Source organism: Xanthomonas sp. WHRI 7945 (assembly GCF_035026585.1).
This window is the reverse complement of sequence record NZ_JAYIQP010000001.1, coordinates 221,005-240,383: the sequence shown is the minus strand read 5'-3', so window position 1 is coordinate 240,383 and position 19,379 is coordinate 221,005. Positions and strand designations below refer to the sequence as shown.

The window sequence follows — 19,379 nt, the reverse complement described above, 5'->3', positions numbered from 1 at the left end:
GCGCAGCCGCGAGGCTGCGTCCTTTTTTATTGGGGCGCTGTGCACTGCGTGGAAGTGCCAGCGCACCTGCAGCGCTGCAGTCGCGTGGTGCGATCGCACGCGGTCCCACGCCGCGCTGCGCAACACCTAGTCATGCGCGCCGGCGTCCGCCATGCGCCGGCGCATGGCGCCCCGCTTCGTCCACATTCGATGGTGCCGGCACGGACCGCACCGCCGTGCGCTGCAGTGCGTTCCATACGCATGCGCAGGGATGACGCACCGCCTTGCGCCGCAAGCGATGACGGAATTTGTCCCGCGAGCCAACGCAAGCCATCGCGGCCATGCCGCGTCGCACCCAATGCGCACGCACCGGTTCGTGCGCTGCCGGCGGTCTCCACCGTTCCATGCAAACGCTTTCTCCGGCCCGCGGAAAACGCGACAATCGGCGGCCGTCATGCCATCGCCGTCGCAGGATTTCCCTACGCCGGAAGCGCTGCGATCCGCACGCCGTCCGCGCCGTGCCACCCGCAGTCTTTTCCGCGGCACCGTGTCCTTCCCGAATCGCAAGAGAGCCTACGTCACTCATGTCGAATACGCCCAAGATCCTGTACACGCTCACCGATGAAGCACCGTACCTGGCGACGCAGTCGCTGCTGCCGATCGTCGCCGCCTTCGCCGGCACCGCCGGCATCGCCGTGGAAACCCGCGACATCTCGCTGGCCGGCCGGCTGATCTCGCAGTTCCCCGAATACCTGCGCGAGGATCAGCGCATCGCCGACGACCTGGCCGAGCTGGGCCAGCTGGCGACCACGCCGGAAGCCAACATCATCAAGCTGCCGAACATCAGCGCCTCGGTGCCGCAGCTCAAGGCTGCGATCAAGGAACTGCAGCAGCAGGGCTACGCGCTGCCGGACTACCTGGACGAGCCGCAGGACGACAAGCAGAAAGAGGCCAAGGCCCGCTACGACCGGGTCAAGGGCAGCGCGGTCAACCCGGTGCTGCGCGAAGGCAATTCCGACCGCCGCGCGCCGCTGTCGGTGAAGAACTACGCGCGCAAGCACCCGCACCGCATGGGCGCGTGGAGTGCGGAGTCCAAGTCGCACGTGGCGCATATGGACGCCGGCGATTTCTACGGCAGCGAGCGTTCGGTGCTGATCGAGCAGGCCGGCAGCGTCAGGATCGAACTGGTCGGCAACGACGGCACCACCACCGTGCTGAAGGACAAGACCGCGGTGCAGGCCGGCGAGATCATCGACGCGGCGGTGATGAGCAAGCGCGCACTGGCCAGCTTCGTGCAGGCGCAGATCGCCGATGCCAAGCAGCAGGGCGTGCTGTTCTCGCTGCACCTGAAGGCGACGATGATGAAGGTCTCCGACCCGATCATGTTCGGCGTGGTGGTCGGCGCGTTCTACCAGGAGGTGCTGGACAAGCACGCCGAGGCGCTGAAGCAGGTCGGCTTCGATCCGAACAACGGCATCGGCGACCTGTACGCGCGCATCGCCACGCTGCCGGACGCGCAGCGCACGCAGATCGAGGCCGATCTGCAGGCGGTGTACGCGCAGCGCCCGGCGCTGGCGATGGTCAATTCCGACAAGGGCATCACCAACCTGCACGTGCCCAGCGACGTGATCGTCGATGCGTCGATGCCGGCGATGATCCGCGACTCGGGCAAGATGTGGAACGCCGAGGGCAAGCTGCAGGACACCAAGGCGCTGATCCCGGACCGCTGCTACGCCGGCGTATACCAGGCGGTGATCGAGGACTGCAAGCAGCATGGCGCGTTCGATCCGGCGACGATGGGCAGCGTGCCCAACGTCGGCCTGATGGCGCAGAAGGCCGAGGAATACGGTTCGCACGACAAGACCTTCCAGATCACCGCCGCCGGCACGGTGCGGGTCAGCGACGCTGGCGGCAACGTGCTGCTCGAGCACCCGGTCGAGCCCGGCGACATTTGGCGCATGTGCCAGGTCAAGGACGCGCCGATCCAGGACTGGGTCAAGCTGGCGGTCAGCCGTGCGCGCCTGAGCGACACCCCGGCGGTGTTCTGGCTGGATCCGCAGCGCGCGCACGATGCGCTGATGATCCAGAAGGTGGAGCGCTACCTGCAGGACCACGACACCAAGGGCCTGGACATCCGCATCCTGTCGCCGGTGGAGGCGACTGCGTTCTCGCTGCAGCGCATCCGCAAGGGCGAGGACACCATCTCGGTCACCGGCAACGTGCTGCGCGACTACCTCACCGACCTGTTCCCGATCATGGAGCTGGGCACCAGCGCCAAGATGCTGTCGATCGTGCCGCTGATGGCCGGCGGCGGCCTGTTCGAGACCGGCGCCGGCGGTTCGGCGCCCAAGCACGTGCAGCAGTTCGTCGAAGAGAACTACCTGCGCTGGGATTCGCTGGGCGAGTTCCTGGCCCTGGCCGCGTCGCTGGAGCATCTGGGCCAGCGCGAACGCAGCGCGCGCATCGGCGTGCTGGCGCGGACCCTGGACCAGGCCAACGGCCAGTTTCTGGACAACGACAAGTCGCCTTCGCGCAAGGTCGGCGAACTGGACAACCGCGGCAGCCATTTCTACCTGGCGATGTATTGGGCGCAGGCCCTGGCCGCGCAGGACGACGATGCCGCGCTGAAGGCACGCTTCGCGCCGCTGGCCAGGCAGCTGACCGAGAACGAAGCCGCGATCGTGGCCGAGCTCAACGGCGTGCAGGGCAAGCCGGTCGACATCCAGGGCTACTACCGCCCCAACCTGGAACTGGTCAGCCAGGCGATGCGGCCGAGCGCGACGTTCAACGCCGCGCTGGCGACGCTGACGGCCTGACGCGGACGCTTGCCACGGGGACAGGCCATGCCGGCCTGTCCCCACTGGCGACGGCGCGCCGAGCGCCGCAATCCCGAAAAAATATCGTGCGTGCTTGTCGAGACGCGGCGTCCTGGGACGTCGTGATTGGGTAACGTTGGCCGAGCGTGGCCACGCACCGAAGGAGCGCGGGATGAGAAAGATCATTGTGGGAGCGTTCGTCAGCCTCGATGGCGTCATGCAGGCCCCGGGCGGGCCGGACGAGGATCCCATCGGCGGTTTCAGGCACGGCGGCTGGGCCGCCCCGTATTTCGACCCGACGCTGGAAGGTTCGGTGGGCGAGATGTTCGCCAAGCCGTTCGACCTGCTGCTCGGGCGCAAGACCTACGACATCTTCGCCGCGCATTGGCCGTATGTCGGCGCGGACGATCCGATCGGCCCGATGTTCGACCGGATCAACAAGTACGTCGCGACCCGTAACCCGGCGCTGGACCTCGCCTGGCAGAACAGCCACGCGCTGCGTCCCGACGCGGTGGCCGCGGTCCGCCAGCTGAAGCGCGAGGACGGCCCGGACCTGCTGACCCAGGGCTCGACCGACTTCCTGAAGACGCTGTTCGACAACGACTTGGTCGACGAACTCAACGTATCGTTCTTCCCGCTGGTGCTCGGCACCGGCAAGCGGCTGTTCGGCGGTGCCTTCCACGGCGCCTTCCAGCTGGTCGCATCGATGGCGTCCGCGTCCGGTGTCGTCGTCAACCGGTACGTCCGCGCCGGCGACATCGTCACCGGCTCGTTCGAATTCGAGCAGCCGACCGACGCCGAACTGGAGCGCCGCCGCCGATTGACCTGAGACGGTTTGCCGCGCGGTCGCGCGCGGCTGCCAGTGCGTGGCGCAGACCGGTCGGCGATGCATCTGCCACGCGTGTGCAGGCGCCGCGTAGCCGCGCGTCTGCGGCGGATCAGCGGAACGGCGAGAGCGCGGTCATCGCCCGCAGCAGCGCCGAACGACGGCGCGCGCCCGCTGCCGGGGCCGGCTCGCCGGGCGTGGCCTGCGCTGCGTCGGCGGCAGGCGTTGGCGCTGCCGGTCCGGGTCCTGCCGGTGCGGCCTGCGCTGTCGCCAGCGAACGCGCCAGCTCGGCATTGGCGATGTGCCCGTGGTGGAACAACAGATCGCTGTAGATGCTCATCGTGGTGCTCCTGGCTTGAGTGGAATCGACGATAGGCGCAAGCTGAGCCTTGAAAAAGCGACCATTCCGCAAGTTAGACTTGAATTGGATTCAACATGGCACGTCCGCCGCTGCACGCTCTGCAAGGTTTCGTCAGCGTCGCCCGGCTCGGCAACCTGTCGCGCGCCGCGGCCGCGATGCACCTCACCGTCAGTGCGCTGAGCCATCAGATGCGCGCGCTGGAACAGCGCCTGGGCTATCGGCTGCTCGACCGGCACGCGCGCGGGGTGACCCTGACCGCCGACGGGCGGCGCCTGCTCGAGCGCATCGGCCCGCACCTGGACGCGATCGGCGAGGCGCTGCAGCCGTTCGCCGCGCGCCGCGACGACGTGCTGACGATCAGCCTGACCCCGTCGATGGCGTCGGCCTGGCTGGTGCCGCGCCTGGGCGATTTCCTGGCGCGGCATCCGCACATCGAGATCAATCTGCTGTCCGACCAGCGCCTGGTCGATTTCGAGCGGCAGCCGCAGATCGACGCGTCGTTGCGGATCGGCAACGGCCAGTGGCCGGGGCTGGCGGTCGAGGCGTTGTTCGACGAGTGGCTGGTGCCGATGGCCAGCCCGGCGCTGATCGCGCGGATGGGCGCGCGCAAGCGCACGCCGCTGGCGCAGTGGCCGCTGATCGGCGATCCGGACGGCGAATGGGAGCGTTGGTTCGCCGCCGCCGGCGAAACCGCGCCTGCGCGCTATGTGGCGGTGTTCGACGATTCCGAGTCGCACCATCGCGCGGCGCTGGATGGCGTCGGCGTGGCCCTGGGCCGCATCACCCGCGCGCGGCTGATGCTCGACGCCGGCCAGCTGGTGTCGCTGTCGCCGCACCGGGTGAAGGCGACCTGGTCGCACTATCTGGTGTATCCGCCGCGCTCGGCCGCGCATGGCGGTTTCCTGGCGTTCCGCGACTGGCTGCGCGCACAGGCCGACGAGCACCGGCAGCACACCCAGGCCCCCGAGGCGGCGGCCGCGCCCAGGCGCCGCCGCGCGCGCGGGTAGACTGCGGCCATGACCATCGCGCCCGCTCCGCCCGTGCCCACCGAACCCCGCGCCGACGCCGTCGCGCGCAGCATCCGCGACGCGTTCGAGGACTACCACGCGCGCTTCGCGCAGATCAGCGCGCGCGCCCGCCGTCGCTTCGAGACCCGCGACTGGAACGCCGCGCGCAACGACGCGGTCGAGCGCATCGCGCTGTACGACCAGTGCATCGGCGAGTGCATGCTGCGCCTGCGCGCGCTGCTGCTCGGCCAGGCCCACGACCGCACGCTGTGGGCGCAGGTGCGCGACAGCTACGCCGCGCAACTGCGCGGGCTGATCGACCAGGAGCTTTACAAGACCTTCTACAACACGCTGACCCGGCGCTTCTTCCGCACCCAGGGCGTGGATACGCGGATCGAGTTCGTCGCGCTGGACATCGAGCCGACCGACGCGATCACCCATCCGGTGGCCAGGCACAACTACGTGGTCTCCGAGACGCGGCCGGTGGATGCGTTCGTGCGCGTGCTCGGCGACTACCCGTTCGACGTGCCGTACGCGCACCGCACGCGCTGCGCCGCGGCCATCGCGGTGCGCCTGCAGGACGACCTGGCGCACTGGGGCGAACATCCGGTGCGCGGCATCGAATTGCTGGAGACGGTGTTCTACCGCGAGCGCCGCGCCTACCTGGTCGGCCGCGTGTTCGGCGAGCATCGTTTCTCGCCGTGCGTGATCGCGCTGGTCAACGACGCCGACGGCCTGCGCGCCGAAGCGGTGCTGACCAAGCGCAACGACGTGGCGCAGCTGTTCGGCATCTCGCGCAGCTACTTCCAGGCCGACCTGCCCACCGTCGGCGATGCGGTGGTGTTCCTGCGCAGCCTGCTGCCGCACAAGCCGATCGACGAGCTGTACACCATGCTCGGCCGCGCCAAGCAGGGCAAGACCGAGCGCTTCCGCACCTTCTTCCGCCATTTCCAGGCGCAGCCCAACGAGCAGCTGGTGCATGCCGAGGGCACGCCCGGAATGGTCATGGCGGTGTTCACCCTGCCCAGCTACCCGCTGGTGTTCAAGCTGATCCGCGACCGCTTCGCCTACCCGAAGACGATGAGTCGCGAGCAGGTCGAGGACAAGTACGCGCTGGTGTTCAACCTGGACCGGGTCGGCCGCCTGCTCGACGCGCAGCCGTACCGCTCGCTGCGCTTCCCGCGCGCGCGCTTCGCCCCGGCGCTGCTCGCCGAACTGCTGCAGGGCTGCGCGCGCAGCCTGCGCGAGGACGGCAATGACCTGATCTTCGAGCTGTGCTACGTGCAACGGCGGCTGCGCCCACTGAACCTGTACCTGCGCGAGCAGACCGCCGACGCGGCGCGCGAGGCGGCCCTGGACTACGCGCAGGCGATCAAGGACATGGCGCGCAACAACATCTTCCCCGGCGACATGCTGCTGAAGAACTTCGGCGTGTCGCGGCAGGGGCGCGCGGTGTTCTACGACTACGACGAACTGTGCCTGGTCACCGACTGCACGTTCCGCGACTGGCCGCAGCCGCGCAACGACGAGGAAGCGATGTCCGCCGAGCCCTGGTTCCACGTCGCCGCGCGCGACGTGTTCCCGGAGCGCTTCGCGCTGTTCATGGGTCTGCCCGCCGCCTCGCTGGACGCGGTCAAGCGCGCCCATGGCGAACTGTTCGATCCGCAATGGTGGCGCGACCTGCAGGCGCGGCTGCGCGAGGACGACTACCCGGACGCGCCGCCGTACCCGGAGTCGCTGCGCCTGGCCTGACTTGTCGGCGTCGTGCCGCTGCGCTGTAATTGACGGCTACGACTTCTCGCAAAGGAATGACGAATGCAAAGGAACATGCAGGGGATGGCACTGCGCGGATGGCTGTTGCTGGCGCTGGCACTGTTCGCCGGCAGCGCGCTCGCCGCAGGACCGGGCGCGGTGCGCAAGCAGATCGAAAGCAGCCTGTTGCTGCAGGGCAAGGTCGACATCGAAGCGGACGGCTCGGTCAGCCGGGTCGTCTTGGACAAAGAAGAGAGGCTGCCGTCCGGCGTCGTGAATTTCGTGCGCAGTTCGGCGCTGCAGTGGACGTTCGAACCGGTCACCCGCGACGGCAAGCCGGTGGCCGCGCGTGCGCCGATGAGCGTGCGCGTGGTGGCCAAGCGCCAGGAGGGCGACAGCTACCAGATCGCCATTCGCAACGTCAGCTTCGATACCTATGACGAACGCGACCCGGCCGCGGTGGCCATGCTGCAGATGGCCCCGCCGGCCTACCCCGAAGCGGCGTTCCGCGCCGGCGCCGGCGGCATGGTCTACCTGATCGTCAAGGTCGGCCGCGACGGCAAGCCCGAACAGGCCTTCGCCGAGCAGGTCAACCTGCAGGTGGTGGCGTCGGGGAACGAAATGCAGCGGCTGCGCGACATCTTCACCAGGAGCGCGTTGGCGGCGGCCAAGAAGTGGACGTTCCGCCCGCCGGCGCAAGGTGAGGCGGCCGCCGAGCCCTACTGGATCGTGCGCGTGCCGGTGAGCTACTCGCTCGAGGGCAACCCCAACGAAGGCAATCCCGACGACTATGGCCGCTGGGTCAGCTACGTGCCCGGGCCGCGGCAACCGGCGCCGTGGCCGGTTCCGCAGGACCGCGCGCAGTTTTCGCCCGATGCGCTGCCCGGCAGCGGCGTGTACATGGCCGGGCGCAACGCCGGTCCGCGGCTGCTGACTGCGCTGGAAGGCGGCTGAGGTATCCGGTGCTTGCCGGTCTGAGCCATCTGACGCTGGCGGTCGCCGACCTGGAGCGGAGCGTGGGTTTCTACCGCGACCTGCTGGGAATGCGCCTGGCCGCACGTTGGGACAACGGCGCGTACTTGGAGTGCGGGCCATTGTGGCTGTGCCTGGCCGTGGCGGCTGCACCCGGACGGCCACGCCCGGCGGCCGACTACACCCACTATGCGTTCTCCATCACGCAGCACGCGTTCGCCGGCTTCGTCGAGCGGCTGCGCGCGCACGCGGTGGTGGAGTGGCAGCGCAACCGCAGCGAAGGCGATTCGTTCTACTTCCTCGACCCCGATGGCCATCGGCTGGAAGCGCACGTGGGCGACCTTGCCTCGCGTCTGGCGCAATGCCGGTTGCAGCCCTATGCGGGCATGCGCTTCCATCCGGGCTGAGCATCGCCCAGGCATGCGGCGATGGCGCCGCCCACCGGGACGCGCAAACGAAAACGCCCCGCCGAAGCGGGGCGTTTCGCGTTCGAGGCCGCGCCGGACTCAGCGCTTCATCGAACCGAAGAACTCGTCGTTGGACTTGGTGTTCTTCATCTTGTCCAGCAGGAATTCCATCGCCGCGATCTCGTCCATCGGGTGCAGCAGCTTGCGCAGGATCCAGATCTTCTGCAGCAGCTCCGGCTCGATCAGCAGGTCTTCGCGACGGGTACCGGAACGGTTGATGTCGATCGCCGGGTACACGCGCTTTTCGGCGATACGGCGGTTCAGGTGCACTTCGCTGTTGCCGGTGCCCTTGAACTCCTCGTAGATCACCTCGTCCATCTTGCTGCCGGTCTCCACCAGCGCGGTGGCGATGATGGTCAGCGAGCCGCCTTCCTCGACGTTGCGCGCCGCGCCGAAGAAGCGCTTCGGGCGGTGCAGCGCGTTGGCGTCGACGCCGCCGCTGAGCACCTTGCCGGAGGACGGCACCACGTTGTTGTAGGCGCGGGCCAGGCGGGTGATCGAGTCGAGCAGGATCACCACGTCCTTCTTGTGCTCGACCAGGCGCTTGGCGCGCTCGATCACCATCTCGGCGACCTGCACGTGGCGCGCGGCCGGCTCGTCGAAGGTGGAGGAGATGACCTCGCCGCGCACGGTGCGCTGCATTTCGGTCACTTCTTCCGGCCGCTCGTCGATCAGCAGCACGATCATGTGCACGTCGGGATGGTTGGTGGTGATCGCCGTGGCCACCTGCTGCATCAGCATGGTCTTGCCGGCCTTGGGCGGGGACACGATCAGCGCACGCTGGCCCTTGCCCTGCGGCGCCATCAGATCGAGGATGCGCCCGGAGATGTCTTCCGAGGAACCGTTGCCGCGTTCCAGGGTGAAGCGCTTGCGCGGGAACAGCGCGGTCAGGTTCTCGAACAGCACCTTGTTCTTGCTCGCTTCCAGCGGCTCGCCGTTGATCGTGTCGACGATCGACAGCGCGAAGTAGCGTTCGCCGTCCTTCGGGAAGCGGATGCGGCCGGACAGGTGGTCGCCGGTGCGCAGGTTAAAGCGGCGGATCTGGCTGGGCGAGATGTAGGTGTCGTCCGGGCCGGCCAGGTAGCTGGCCTCGGCCGCGCGCAGGAAGCCGAAGCCGTCCGGCAGGATCTCCAGCACGCCGTCGGCGGCGACGCCTTCGCCGTGGCGGGTCAGCACCTTCAGCAGCGCGAAGATCACGTCCTGCTTGCGCGCGCGGGCCACGCCGTCCTGGATGTTGAGCTGCTCGGCGATGTCCAGCAGCTTCTGCGCCGGCATCCGCTTCAGGTCGCTCAGCGAGTAGATCGGGAAGCCTTCCGGCACGTTGGCGTGCGGCCGCGGCACGAACACTTCGTTGGCGCCGGTGTCGTTGGGCAGGCCGTTGTCCGGGTAGCGCTCACGGCCACCGCCATTGCCACCACCACCACCGCCGCCGCCGCGATCGCGGCGATTGCGGAAGCGGTCGCGGCGATTGCCCTGCTGGTTCTGGTTGTTCTGCTGGTTGTTCTGGTTCTGCGGATTCTGGTTGTTGAAGCGCGCATTGCCGCCTTCGCGCGATTCGCCGCCGTCATTCTGGTTGCCGCCGCCCTGGCCCTGGGCATCGCCGCCGGAGGCGGGAGCGGGCTGGGGCTGGGACGACGAGGACGGAGCCTGCGCGTGTTCCTGCGGCGCGGCACGTTCCTGACGTTCCTGGCGTTCCTGCGGCGCGGGGCGGGGCGCGTCGGCCTGGGCCGGCGCCTGGTTCAGCGGCAGGTTCGGCTGCGCCGGCGCGCCGTGCTCGGCTCCGCCGTCAGCGCCGGAGACGGCCTTGCTGACACGCGGCTTGCGCGCGCGCTTTTCGGCGGGGGCGTCGACGCTCCCGGGTTCGGTGGTGGTGTTATCGGACAAGTGGTGATTCCTCGCTATGAGTGCGAGCGCCCAGCGTGGGGGCAAACGGGTTGGGAAGGGGTCTAGAAGAGAATCTTCCAGAGGGGGTGCGGTGCGCGAATGCCACCGGATACGCCGACACTATCATCGCCGCGCAACCACGGCAAGCAGGCGTTACCGGGCGATTCAGCCGGCCGGCAGCGGCGCTGCGGGCCGGTACGGCAGCGGCCCGCTCCGATCCGGAGCGGCCGCGTGCCGGCGCCTCAGGCGGCCGCGCCGCCCAGGGTCTTGTCGATCATCTGGGTCAGCTGGCCCTTGCCGACCGCGCCGATCTGGGTGGCCTGGACCTGGCCATCCTTGAACAGCAGCAGCATCGGGATCGAGCGCACGTGGTACTTGATCGCGGTGGCGCGGTTCTCGTCGACGTTGACCTTGGCCACCTTGAGCTTGCCGTCGTAGGTGTCGGCCAGATCGTCCAGGACCGGGGCGATCATCTTGCACGGGCCGCACCATTCCGCCCAGAAGTCCACCAGGACCGGCTCGCCGGATTGCAGCACGGCGGTATCGAAATCGGCGTCGCCGACGTGTAGGACCTTGTCGCTCACTAGGGTATCTCCTGGGGCAATGCGACGGGCCGGACCGGGTGGCCGCCGCTATTGCGGTAAACTGGGGCATTGCGCGGCGAAATCAAGGGATTCCCCCTGTCGCGCGACCCGGCATGGAAGTAGCCAGTGTGCGACGCTGCCGGGGCCGATGCAAGCCGCGACCTTACGCTTCGGGCGGGGTGGCCTGACGAAGATGGAATGATGAGCGACAAACCGCTGACCGATGTGACTTTTTCCGCGTTCGAGCTGCAACCGGCGCTGCTCGCCGGCCTCGAAGGCGCCGGCTTCACCCGCTGCACGCCGATCCAGGCGCTGACCCTGCCGGTGGCCCTGCCGGGCCGCGACGTGGCCGGCCAGGCCCAGACCGGCACCGGCAAGACCCTGGCGTTCCTGGTGACGGTGATGAACCGCCTGCTCAGCCGCCCGGCGCTGGCCGACCGCAAGCCCGAGGATCCGCGCGCGCTGATCCTGGCCCCGACCCGCGAACTGGCGATCCAGATCCACAAGGATGCGGTGAAGTTCGGTGCCGACCTGGGCCTGCGCTTCGCGCTGGTCTACGGCGGCGTGGACTACGACAAGCAGCGCGAACTGCTGCAGCAGGGCGTGGACGTGATCATCGCCACCCCGGGCCGGCTGATCGACTACGTCAAGCAGCATAAAGTGGTGTCGCTGCACGCCTGCGAGATCTGCGTGCTCGACGAAGCCGACCGCATGTTCGACCTGGGCTTCATCAAGGACATCCGCTTCCTGCTGCGGCGCATGCCCGAGCGCGGCACCCGGCAGACCCTGCTGTTCTCGGCCACGCTCAGCCACCGCGTGCTGGAACTGGCCTACGAGCACATGAACGAGCCGGAAAAGCTAGTGGTCGAGACCGAGAGCATCACCGCCGCGCGCGTGCGCCAGCGCATCTACTTCCCCTCCGACGAGGAGAAGCTGACCCTGCTGCTGGGCCTGCTGTCGCGCAGCGAGGGCGCGCGCACCATGGTGTTCGTCAACACCAAGGCCTTCGTCGAGCGCGTGGCGCGTTCGCTGGAGCGCAACGGCTACCGGGTCGGCGTGCTGTCCGGCGACGTGCCGCAGAAGAAGCGCGAGACCCTGCTCAACCGCTTCCAGAAAGGCCAGCTGGAGATCCTGGTCGCCACCGACGTGGCCGCGCGCGGCCTGCACATCGATGGCGTCAAGTACGTCTACAACTACGACCTGCCGTTCGACGCGGAGGACTACGTGCACCGCATCGGCCGCACCGCGCGGCTGGGCGAGGAAGGCGACGCGATCAGCTTCGCCTGCGAGCGCTACGCGATGAGCCTGCCGGACATTGAGGCCTACATCGAGCAGAAGATCCCGGTCGAGCCGGTCACCGCCGAACTGCTGGTGGCGCTGCCGCGCACCCCGCGCGCGGTGGTCGAAGGCGAAGCGGTCGAGGTCGACCCGGATGCCGACGAGAGCATCGGCGACATCTTCCGCGAGGCGCGCGCGCAGCGCGAGGCCGACGAGCAGCGGCGTGGCGGCGGCAGCAGCCGCGGCAAGCCCGGCGCCGGCCGTAGCGGCCCGGGCGGCGCTGGCCCCAGTGGCGAAGCGCGCAGTGCCGATGGCAAGCCGCGGCGTCCGCGCACCCCGCGTCCGGCCGAGGGCGATGCCGCGGCCGCGGCGGTCACGGCGGCGCCCGTCGCTGCCGAAGCCGTCGCGGCTCCGGTCGCCGCACCCGCGCCGAAGCCGGTACGCGCGGCCGCCGAGGGCGCGCCCGCCGTCGATGGCGAGCGTCCGCCGCGCAAGCGCCGGCGCCGCCGTGGCGGCCGTCCGCTGGAAGGCGCCGAAGGCGCGGCAGCGTCGGTGCCGACCGACGCGCCGGCCAAGCCGGTGCAGGTCAGGGCCGCGCGCCAGGGCGAGCGTGCCGCCGCGCCGGCCGCGGCGGCGAACGATTCGTTCCTGACCCGCCTCGGCCGCAAGCTGCGTTCGCTGGTCTCCAGCTCCTGATGAACCGGCGCTCCACCGTTCGCGGCGTGCGCACGGTGGACGAAAACCCGGGCCGCTCCGGCATAATCGCCGGATGAGCGTCCTGCGGTTCGACAATGTCAGCAAACAGTACGCCGGTGGCCACGAGGCGCTGGTGGACGTCAGCTTCCAGGTGGAGGAGGGCGAGATGCTGTTCGTCACCGGCCATTCCGGTGCGGGCAAGAGCACCTTGCTCAAGTTGATCCACCTCAGCGAGCGTCCGTCGCGCGGCGCGGTGCTGTTCGGCGAGCGCAACCTGTTGAAGGTGCGCGGGCGGCGCGTGCCGCTGCATCGGCGCGAGGTCGGCGCCGTGTACCAGGACCACCGCCTGCTGATGGACCGCAGCATCGCCGAGAACGTGGCGCTGCCGCTGATCCTGCGCGGCACCCGCCGCGCCGAGATCGGCAAGCGGGTGCGCTCGGTGCTGGAGCGGATGGGCCTGGGCCATCGCGAGAAGGCGCTGCCGTCGCAGCTGTCGGCCGGCGAGCAGCAGCGCGTCGGCATCGCCCGGGCGATGGTCGGCGAACCGCGCCTGCTGGTCGCCGACGAGCCGACCGGCAACCTCGATCCGGCCCTGGCCGCGGAGATCATGCAGCTGTTCGCCGAACTGCCGGCGCGCGGCACCAGCGTGCTGGTGGTCAGCCACGACCTGGCGCTGCTCAAGCAGATGCGCAAGCGCGTACTGATCCTGGACCACGGCCGCCTGGTCGACGACATCTCCCCGCAGGACCTGGCCGAATGAGCGCACGCAATGCCGCCGGCGCCGCTGCGCCCTCGCGCCTGGGCGTGTGGTGGGACCACCACCTGCACAGCATCGTCTACAGCCTCGGCCGCGCCATGCGCAAGCCGTGGGCGACGCTGCTGACGATGGCGGTGATGGCGCTGGCCCTGGCGTTGCCGCTGGGGCTGTCGATCGCGCTGGACAACCTCAAGCATTTCGCCGGCAGCGTGCAGCAGTCGCGCGACATCAACGTGTTCCTGAAGACCGGCGTCGACGCCGCTGCGGCGGACACGCTGGCGGCGAGCCTGCGCGGCCGGGCCGACGTCGCCGCGGTAGCGCTGCGCACCCCCGAGCAGGGCATGGCCGAGCTGCGCGACAGCGCCGGGCTCGGCGAGGCGCTGGACGCGCTCGACGACAATCCGCTGCCGACGCTGCTGATCGTCACCCCGGCCGCGGCCGACGACGCGCCGCTGGCGGCGTCGCTGAGCGCGCTGCCGCAGGCCGACCTGGTGCAGCACGATGCGCTGTGGCGCAAGCGCCTGGATGGCTGGCTGCGTTTCGGCGAGCGCCTGGTGCAGGTGCTGTCGGTGCTGCTCGGCGCCGGCGCGGCGCTGGTGGTCGGCAACACAGTGCGCCTGGACATCCAGTCGCGGCGCGAGGAGATCGGCGTGCTGCAGTTGCTCGGCGCCAGCGACGGCTTCATCCGCCGCCCGTTCCTGTACCTGGGCGCGTGGTACGGCTTCGGCGCCGGGGTGATGGCGCTGGGCCTGATCGCCGCCTCCGGGCTGGCGCTGGGGCCGCCGCTGGCGGAACTGGCCGACAGCTACGGCAGCCATTTCGTCTTGCACGGCCTGGATGCCCTGCACTCGGCGTTCGTGCTGCTCGGCACCCTGCTGCTGGGCTGGCTCGGCGCCTGGCTGGTGACCGGGCACTTCCTGCGCCAGACGCGTCCCACCGACACCTGAGGCGCGCATGTCCCGGCACGATCTCAAGCACCTGATCAGCGACGCCCCGCGGGTGATGGTCGTGGACGGCTCCAAGCTGGTGCGCAAGCTGATCGCCGACGTGCTGCACCGCGAACTGCCGGACGTGGAAGTGGTCGGCTGCGCCAGCATCGCCGAGGCGCGCGCCGCGCTGGAGGCCGGCCCGGTGAACCTGGTCACCACCTCGCTGGCGCTGCCCGACGGCGACGGCCTGGCGTTGGCGCGCAGCGTGCGCGAGGCCGCCGGCCAGGCATACGTGCCGGTGATCGTGGTCTCCGGCGATGCCCAGCAGCACCTGGTCGAACGCCGCTTCACCGAATACGTCACCGACTACTTCGACAAGGCGTTGGGTCACGAGGCGCTGGCGACCTTCATCCGCGGCTACGTGCAGCCGCAGCCGGTGGCCGGCGCCACCATCCTCTACGTCGAGGACAGCCGCGTGGTGGCCGAGGCGACCAAGCGCATGCTCGAGCGCCAGGAGCTGCACGTGGTGCACGTGCTGACCGCCGAGGACGCATTCGCGCTGCTGACCGCCGAATCGCTGGGCCGCACCACCCGCCGCATCGACCTGGTGCTGACCGACGTCACCCTGAAGGGCGAGCTCAACGGCCGCGACGTGGTGCAGCGCATCCGCATCGACTTCGCCTACGGCAAGCGGCGCATGCCGGTGCTGGTGATGACCGGCGACAGCAACCCGCACAACCAGTCCGAGCTGCTGCGCGCCGGCGCCAACGATCTGGTGCAAAAGCCGATCGAGGAGCGCCTGCTGGTCACCAAGGTGCTGTTCCAGCTGCGCCTGGCCAAGCTCAGCGACAACGCCGTGACGTTCTGATCGATCGACTGCCGGACCCTGCATGAGTAGCGAAGACGACACCCGGATCCAACTGGAACCTTCATGGAAGGCGCAGGTCGGCGACTGGCTGCTGCGCCCGGAGATGCGCGAGCTGGCTGTGTTCCTGCGCCAGCGCAAGGCGGCCGGCGCGCGCGTGTTCCCGCCCGGGCGGCAGATCTTCGCCGCGTTCGAGGCGACCCCGTTCGACCGGGTCGAGGTGGTGATCCTCGGCCAGGATCCGTACCACGGCTACGGTCAGGCGCACGGGCTGTGCTTCTCGGTGCTGCCGGGGGTGCCGGTGCCGCCGTCGCTGCTGAACATCTACAAGGAGATCGAGGACGACCTGGGCATCCGCCGTCCCGACCACGGCTGCCTGCTGCCGTGGGCGCAGCGCGGCGTGCTGCTGCTCAACGCGGTGCTGACGGTGGAGGAGGGCCGCGCCGGTGCGCACCAGGGCAAGGGCTGGGAGGGCTTCACCGACCACGTCGTGGAGACCCTGAACCGCGAGCGCGAAGGCCTGGTGTTCCTGCTGTGGGGCAGCTACGCCCAGGCCAAGGGCAAGGTCATCGACACCCGCCGCCACCGCGTGCTGAAGGCGCCGCATCCCTCGCCGCTGTCGGCGCACCGCGGCTTCCTGGGCTGCAAGCATTTCTCCGCGGCCAACGAGTACCTGCGCCGCCGCGGCGCCCAGCCGATCGACTGGAGCCTGCCGCCGCGCGCGGCGCTCGACGCGGCGCTGGCCGGCGGCTGAACCGCGGTTCGCCGGAGGCGCGCGACACCCGCCGGATGTACGGAAATTTCGCAGGACAGGTGCTAGGTTTGACCCTCGTAACCGGTTACGGCTGCCTCCCCACAGCGTTCCAGTGGTCTCTGTCACAGTCTCATTCCTGATCGAGTGTTCCATCAGCGGAACGCAGGAACTTTTTACTGTACCCAGCAGTCCAATTACTTGACTGCTAAGATGAGCCCCTATGAACCAGACCATGCCTGCCACCGCGCTGGTGGCCAACAACCTCCCGATCCCCAGTCCGCTCGGTTCGCTGGATGCCTATATCGGCGCCGTGCACCAGATCCCGGTGCTGACGTCCGAAGAGGAACGCGCGCTGGCGGTGCGCTACCGTGACCAGGAAGACCTGGATGCGGCGCGCGAACTGGTCCATTCGCATCTGCGCTTCGTGGTCCACGTGGCCCGCGGCTACAACGGCTACGGCCTGCCGCTGGGCGACCTGATCCAGGAAGGCAACATCGGCCTGATGAAGGCGGTCAAGCGCTTCGACCCGGAAATGGGCGTGCGCCTGGTCAGCTTCGCGGTGCACTGGATCCGTGCGGAGATGCACGAGTACATCCTGAAGAACTGGCGCATCGTCAAGGTCGCCACGACCAAGGCGCAGCGCAAGCTGTTCTTCAACCTGCGCAAGTCCAAGACCCGCCTGGGCTGGATGAACGCGGCGGAAGTGACCGCGGTCGCCAAGGACCTCAACGTGTCCGAGCGCGAGGTGCTGGAAATGGAGTCGCGCCTGTCCGGTCGCGACATCGGTTTCGATGCGCCGTCCGACGACGACGACGACCACGCGCCGCCATCGCCGGCCGCCTACCTGATGGCCGCCGAGGAAGATCCCTCGCAGGCCTACGAGCGCGCCGACAGCGAAGACAACCAGCTGCAGCTGCTGCGCGAGGGCCTGGCCGAACTGGATGCGCGTTCGCGCGACATCATCAAGCGCCGCTGGCTGGATGCCGACAGCAAGATCACGCTGCAGGAGCTGGCCGACGAGTACGGTGTGTCGGCCGAGCGCATCCGCCAGATCGAGGCCAATGCGCTGAAGAAGATGAAGGCGTTGTTCGTGGCGTGATCGTCGGTATGGCGCGCATGGGCGGATGATCGATCCGCCAAGCAAAAAGGCCCGGGTTTCCGGGCCTTTTTCGTTTACGCCGATGCGTGCGCAGACGGGCACGCCGAGCCTCCGTGCGACTGCGCGCGTTGCCGGTTACGGCTCCGGCGGCGGCCGTGCCACCGGAAGGTGCCAGCCGTAGCGGATCGCCATGAAGCGCAGGCCGAAGCAGAGCGTGGCGCCGACCGCCAGTCCCCACGGCTGCGGCAGCTGCAGCACGTGCGCCGCGGCGACCACGCCGCCGCCGAGCAGCGCCGCCACCGCGTACAGCTCGGCCTGCAGCACCACCGGCGTGCGCGCCACCAGCAGGTCGCGCACGATGCCGCCGCCGATGCCGCTGAGCATGCCGAGCAGGGTCGCGCTGAGCGGACCCAGGCCGAACGCCAGCGCCTTGCTGGTGCCGTAGACCGCGAACAACGCCAGGCCCAGCGCGTCGAAGAGTTGCACCGGATTGCGCAGGCGTTCGACCGTGTTGTGGCTGTAGAAGGTCAGCAGCCCGGCCAGGCAGGCGACGCCGAGATAGCGCGCATCGCCGAGCGCGGCCGGCGGGGTGGCGCCGATCAGCACGTCGCGGGCGATGCCGCCGGAGACCGCGGCCGCGCACGACAGCACCAGCACGCCGAACAGGTCCAGGCGGTGCCGCACGCCGACGGTGGCGCCGCTGATCGCGAACACGAAGGTGCCGAGCAGGTCGAGCAGGAACAGGAAGGTCGCCAAGACGGCACTGCGCAGCGGCAAGGGGCGGTTAGGATCGCAGCCGCGCCGCGGGGTGTCACGCGGCCGGCGGCGGCTTGGGCGTGGTCGGCGCCGGATCGGAATCGCGCGCGTCGTCGCCGAGGATGATCCGCGCTGCGCGCTGGTAGCTCCAGTACGCCCAGGCCCAATTGAGCAGCACCACCAGGCGGTTGCGGAAGCCGATCAGGAAGAACACGTGCGCGGCCAGCCAGAACCACCAGGCCAGCAGGCCCGACAGCTGTAGGCGGCCGAGATGCACGATCGCGGCCATGCGTCCGATGGTCGCCAGGTTGCCGTAGTCGGCGTAGCGGAACGGCGCATCGCCGGGCAAGCCGCGCAGCCGCTTCGACAGGTTCTCGGCCACGTGCCGGCCCATCTGCTTGGCCGCCGGCGCCACTCCGGGTACCGGCTTGCCGTCGGCCTGCTGCAAGGCGGCCAGGTCGCCGGCGACGAACACTTCCGGATGCCCGGGAACGCTCAGGTCCGGCTGTACCTGCACGCGGCCGCTGCGGTCCAGCGGTACCTCCAGCGTCCGCGCCAGCGGCGAGGCGGCCACGCCGGCGGCCCAGACCACGGTGCGCGCGGGCACGAAGGTGCTGCCCAGCCGGTAGCCGCTGGCGTCGATGTCGGCGACCGGCACGCCGGTCAGCACCTCCACGCCGAGTTTTTCCAGTTGCTTTTGTGCCTTGGCCGACAGCCGCTCCGGGAACGAGGCCAGCACGCGCGGGCCGGCCTCGATCAGCCGCACCCTGGCCTCGGCCGGATCGATGCGGCGGAACTCGTGCTTCAGCGTATGCCGCGCGATCTCGGCCAGGGTGCCGGCCAGTTCCACCCCGGTCGGGCCGCCGCCGACGATGGCGAAGCTGAGCCAGGCCGCGCGCGCGGCGGGGTCGGTCTCGGCTTCGGCGCGCTCGAATGCGAGCAGCAGGTGGCGGCGCAGGTGCAGCGCATCGTCCAGGGTCTTCAGCCCGGGCGCGTGCGCGGCCCACTCGTCGTGGCCGAAATAGGCATGGGTGGCGCCGGTGGCGACCAGCAGGTAGTCGTAGTCCAGCGTCTCGCCGCCGGCCAGCTGCACCTGCCGGGCCTGCTTGTCCAGGCGCACGACTTCGCCCAGTCGCACCTCCACGTTGTCCTGGCTGCGCAGGATCTGCCGCAGCGGCGCGGCGATGTCCGGCGAGGACAGCCCGGCGGTGGCGACCTGGTACAGCAGCGGCTGGAACAGGTGGTGGTTGCGGCGATCGATCAGGGTGATGCGCAGCGGCGCCTTGGCCAGCGCGCGGGTGGCCCACAGGCCGGCGAAACCACCGCCGACCACGATCAGGTGCGGCACGGGTGCGCTAGCCATGCGGGATTCCAAGCGGACGGGAAGGCGAAACGCATGCTGCCGGCGAGGCGACAGCGACGGCGGCATGCGCGGCGCGCGCCGGGCGAGCGGCGCGTTCGCGGCGGCCGACGCTGCATGCAGGAACTGGGGGTTGGAACCGCATGCCCCTATAGTAGCGCGATGGCAGGCGCAGGCAGGGATGCGGGGGGCGCATGGTAGTGCGAGCGACAGCAACAGCGACGGATCGACCTCTCG

Annotated in this window: 17 protein-coding genes; 12 read left to right on the top strand and 5 right to left on the bottom strand. The window is 69.5% G+C overall.

Annotated elements, in window-relative coordinates; genetic code table 11:
- Nucleotides 1-563 precede the first annotated feature (563 nt).
- On the top strand, nt 564-2,795 hold the full coding sequence (locus tag VDQ83_RS00895) for an NADP-dependent isocitrate dehydrogenase (protein WP_455433526.1): 2,232 nt from the start codon (nt 564-566) through the stop codon (nt 2,793-2,795).
- A 172-nt stretch (nt 2,796-2,967) separates the two neighbouring features.
- Nucleotides 2,968-3,624: a dihydrofolate reductase family protein gene (locus VDQ83_RS00890; protein ID WP_455433525.1), complete on the top strand. Its 657-nt coding sequence runs from the start codon at nt 2,968-2,970 to the stop codon at nt 3,622-3,624.
- Nucleotides 3,625-3,733: 109 nt separating this feature from the next.
- Here the strand turns inward: VDQ83_RS00890 and VDQ83_RS00885 are convergent, their stop codons facing one another.
- Nucleotides 3,734-3,961, bottom strand: coding sequence for a hypothetical protein (locus tag VDQ83_RS00885; RefSeq protein ID WP_455433524.1), 228 nt, complete (start codon nt 3,959-3,961; stop codon nt 3,734-3,736).
- A gap of 95 nt (nt 3,962-4,056) precedes the next feature.
- Here VDQ83_RS00885 and VDQ83_RS00880 point away from each other — a divergent pair, with 95 nt between their 5' ends.
- The 4 genes from VDQ83_RS00880 to fos all read left to right on the top strand — a co-directional run bounded on the left by VDQ83_RS00880 (nt 4,057) and on the right by fos (nt 8,120).
- A complete protein-coding gene (locus VDQ83_RS00880; RefSeq protein ID WP_263395981.1) occupies nt 4,057-4,989 on the top strand; it encodes a LysR substrate-binding domain-containing protein in 933 nt (310 codons plus the stop codon).
- A gap of 9 nt (nt 4,990-4,998) precedes the next feature.
- Nucleotides 4,999-6,741, top strand: coding sequence for a bifunctional isocitrate dehydrogenase kinase/phosphatase (aceK, locus tag VDQ83_RS00875; RefSeq protein ID WP_455433523.1), 1,743 nt, complete (start codon nt 4,999-5,001; stop codon nt 6,739-6,741).
- Nucleotides 6,742-6,825: 84 nt separating this feature from the next.
- Nucleotides 6,826-7,695, top strand: coding sequence for an energy transducer TonB (locus tag VDQ83_RS00870; protein ID WP_455433522.1), 870 nt, complete (start codon nt 6,826-6,828; stop codon nt 7,693-7,695).
- A gap of 8 nt (nt 7,696-7,703) precedes the next feature.
- Nucleotides 7,704-8,120, top strand: coding sequence for a fosfomycin resistance glutathione transferase (gene fos / locus VDQ83_RS00865; RefSeq protein WP_455433521.1), 417 nt, complete (start codon nt 7,704-7,706; stop codon nt 8,118-8,120).
- 99 nt (nt 8,121-8,219) lie between these two features.
- Here the strand turns inward: fos and rho are convergent, their stop codons facing one another.
- Together rho and trxA are read right to left on the bottom strand one after the other, a co-directional pair.
- Nucleotides 8,220-10,064, bottom strand: coding sequence for a transcription termination factor Rho (gene rho, locus VDQ83_RS00860; RefSeq protein WP_455433520.1), 1,845 nt, complete (start codon nt 10,062-10,064; stop codon nt 8,220-8,222).
- Nucleotides 10,065-10,306: 242 nt separating this feature from the next.
- Nucleotides 10,307-10,648, bottom strand: coding sequence for a thioredoxin TrxA (gene trxA, locus VDQ83_RS00855; RefSeq protein WP_263112168.1), 342 nt, complete (start codon nt 10,646-10,648; stop codon nt 10,307-10,309).
- 201 nt (nt 10,649-10,849) lie between these two features.
- Between trxA and rhlB the strand changes: the two genes are divergently transcribed.
- From rhlB to rpoH, 6 genes are all read left to right on the top strand, one after another.
- Nucleotides 10,850-12,622: an ATP-dependent RNA helicase RhlB gene (gene rhlB, locus VDQ83_RS00850; protein ID WP_455433519.1), complete on the top strand. Its 1,773-nt coding sequence runs from the start codon at nt 10,850-10,852 to the stop codon at nt 12,620-12,622.
- Between the two features lie 73 nt (nt 12,623-12,695).
- Nucleotides 12,696-13,382, top strand: a complete 687-nt coding sequence (ftsE, locus tag VDQ83_RS00845; protein WP_455433518.1) for a cell division ATP-binding protein FtsE — start codon at nt 12,696-12,698, stop codon at nt 13,380-13,382.
- Complete coding sequence (ftsX, locus tag VDQ83_RS00840) at nt 13,379-14,326, top strand: permease-like cell division protein FtsX (RefSeq protein ID WP_263395975.1); 948 nt, start codon at nt 13,379-13,381, stop codon at nt 14,324-14,326. The genes ftsE and ftsX overlap by 4 nt, the downstream gene beginning before the upstream one ends.
- A gap of 7 nt (nt 14,327-14,333) precedes the next feature.
- Nucleotides 14,334-15,176, top strand: a complete 843-nt coding sequence (locus VDQ83_RS00835; RefSeq protein WP_263395974.1) for a response regulator — start codon at nt 14,334-14,336, stop codon at nt 15,174-15,176.
- Between the two features lie 22 nt (nt 15,177-15,198).
- Nucleotides 15,199-15,927 carry a uracil-DNA glycosylase gene (gene ung / locus VDQ83_RS00830; RefSeq protein ID WP_455433517.1) on the top strand — a complete coding sequence of 243 codons (729 nt, stop codon included), beginning with the start codon at nt 15,199-15,201 and terminating at the stop codon, nt 15,925-15,927.
- A 220-nt stretch (nt 15,928-16,147) separates the two neighbouring features.
- A complete protein-coding gene (rpoH, locus tag VDQ83_RS00825; RefSeq protein ID WP_309913373.1) occupies nt 16,148-17,026 on the top strand; it encodes an RNA polymerase sigma factor RpoH in 879 nt (292 codons plus the stop codon).
- A 135-nt stretch (nt 17,027-17,161) separates the two neighbouring features.
- On the opposite strand, the gene VDQ83_RS00820 is transcribed toward rpoH, so the two are convergent.
- Both VDQ83_RS00820 and VDQ83_RS00815 read right to left on the bottom strand, forming a co-directional pair.
- On the bottom strand, nt 17,162-17,782 hold the full coding sequence (locus tag VDQ83_RS00820) for a trimeric intracellular cation channel family protein (RefSeq protein WP_309913378.1): 621 nt from the start codon (nt 17,780-17,782) through the stop codon (nt 17,162-17,164).
- Between the two features lie 55 nt (nt 17,783-17,837).
- Nucleotides 17,838-19,145 (bottom strand): NAD(P)/FAD-dependent oxidoreductase, encoded by a 1,308-nt coding sequence (locus tag VDQ83_RS00815; protein ID WP_455433516.1) that lies wholly within the window; start codon nt 19,143-19,145, stop codon nt 17,838-17,840.
- Nucleotides 19,146-19,379: the final 234 nt, after the last annotated feature.

Coding starts and splice junctions, on each gene's coding strand:
- VDQ83_RS00885 (WP_455433524.1), bottom strand. CDS start 3,961: ATGAGCATCTACAGCGATCTGTTGTTCCACCACGGGCACATCGCCAAT.
- VDQ83_RS00835 (WP_263395974.1), top strand. CDS start 14,334: ATGTCCCGGCACGATCTCAAGCACCTGATCAGCGACGCCCCGCGGGTG.
- VDQ83_RS00880 (WP_263395981.1), top strand. CDS start 4,057: ATGGCACGTCCGCCGCTGCACGCTCTGCAAGGTTTCGTCAGCGTCGCC.
- ung (WP_455433517.1), top strand. CDS start 15,199: ATGAGTAGCGAAGACGACACCCGGATCCAACTGGAACCTTCATGGAAG.
- VDQ83_RS00815 (WP_455433516.1), bottom strand. CDS start 19,145: ATGGCTAGCGCACCCGTGCCGCACCTGATCGTGGTCGGCGGTGGTTTC.
- ftsX (WP_263395975.1), top strand. CDS start 13,379: ATGAGCGCACGCAATGCCGCCGGCGCCGCTGCGCCCTCGCGCCTGGGC.
- rhlB (WP_455433519.1), top strand. CDS start 10,850: ATGAGCGACAAACCGCTGACCGATGTGACTTTTTCCGCGTTCGAGCTG.
- VDQ83_RS00895 (WP_455433526.1), top strand. CDS start 564: ATGTCGAATACGCCCAAGATCCTGTACACGCTCACCGATGAAGCACCG.
- ftsE (WP_455433518.1), top strand. CDS start 12,696: ATGAGCGTCCTGCGGTTCGACAATGTCAGCAAACAGTACGCCGGTGGC.
- rpoH (WP_309913373.1), top strand. CDS start 16,148: ATGAACCAGACCATGCCTGCCACCGCGCTGGTGGCCAACAACCTCCCG.
- VDQ83_RS00890 (WP_455433525.1), top strand. CDS start 2,968: ATGAGAAAGATCATTGTGGGAGCGTTCGTCAGCCTCGATGGCGTCATG.
- aceK (WP_455433523.1), top strand. CDS start 4,999: ATGACCATCGCGCCCGCTCCGCCCGTGCCCACCGAACCCCGCGCCGAC.
- VDQ83_RS00870 (WP_455433522.1), top strand. CDS start 6,826: ATGGCACTGCGCGGATGGCTGTTGCTGGCGCTGGCACTGTTCGCCGGC.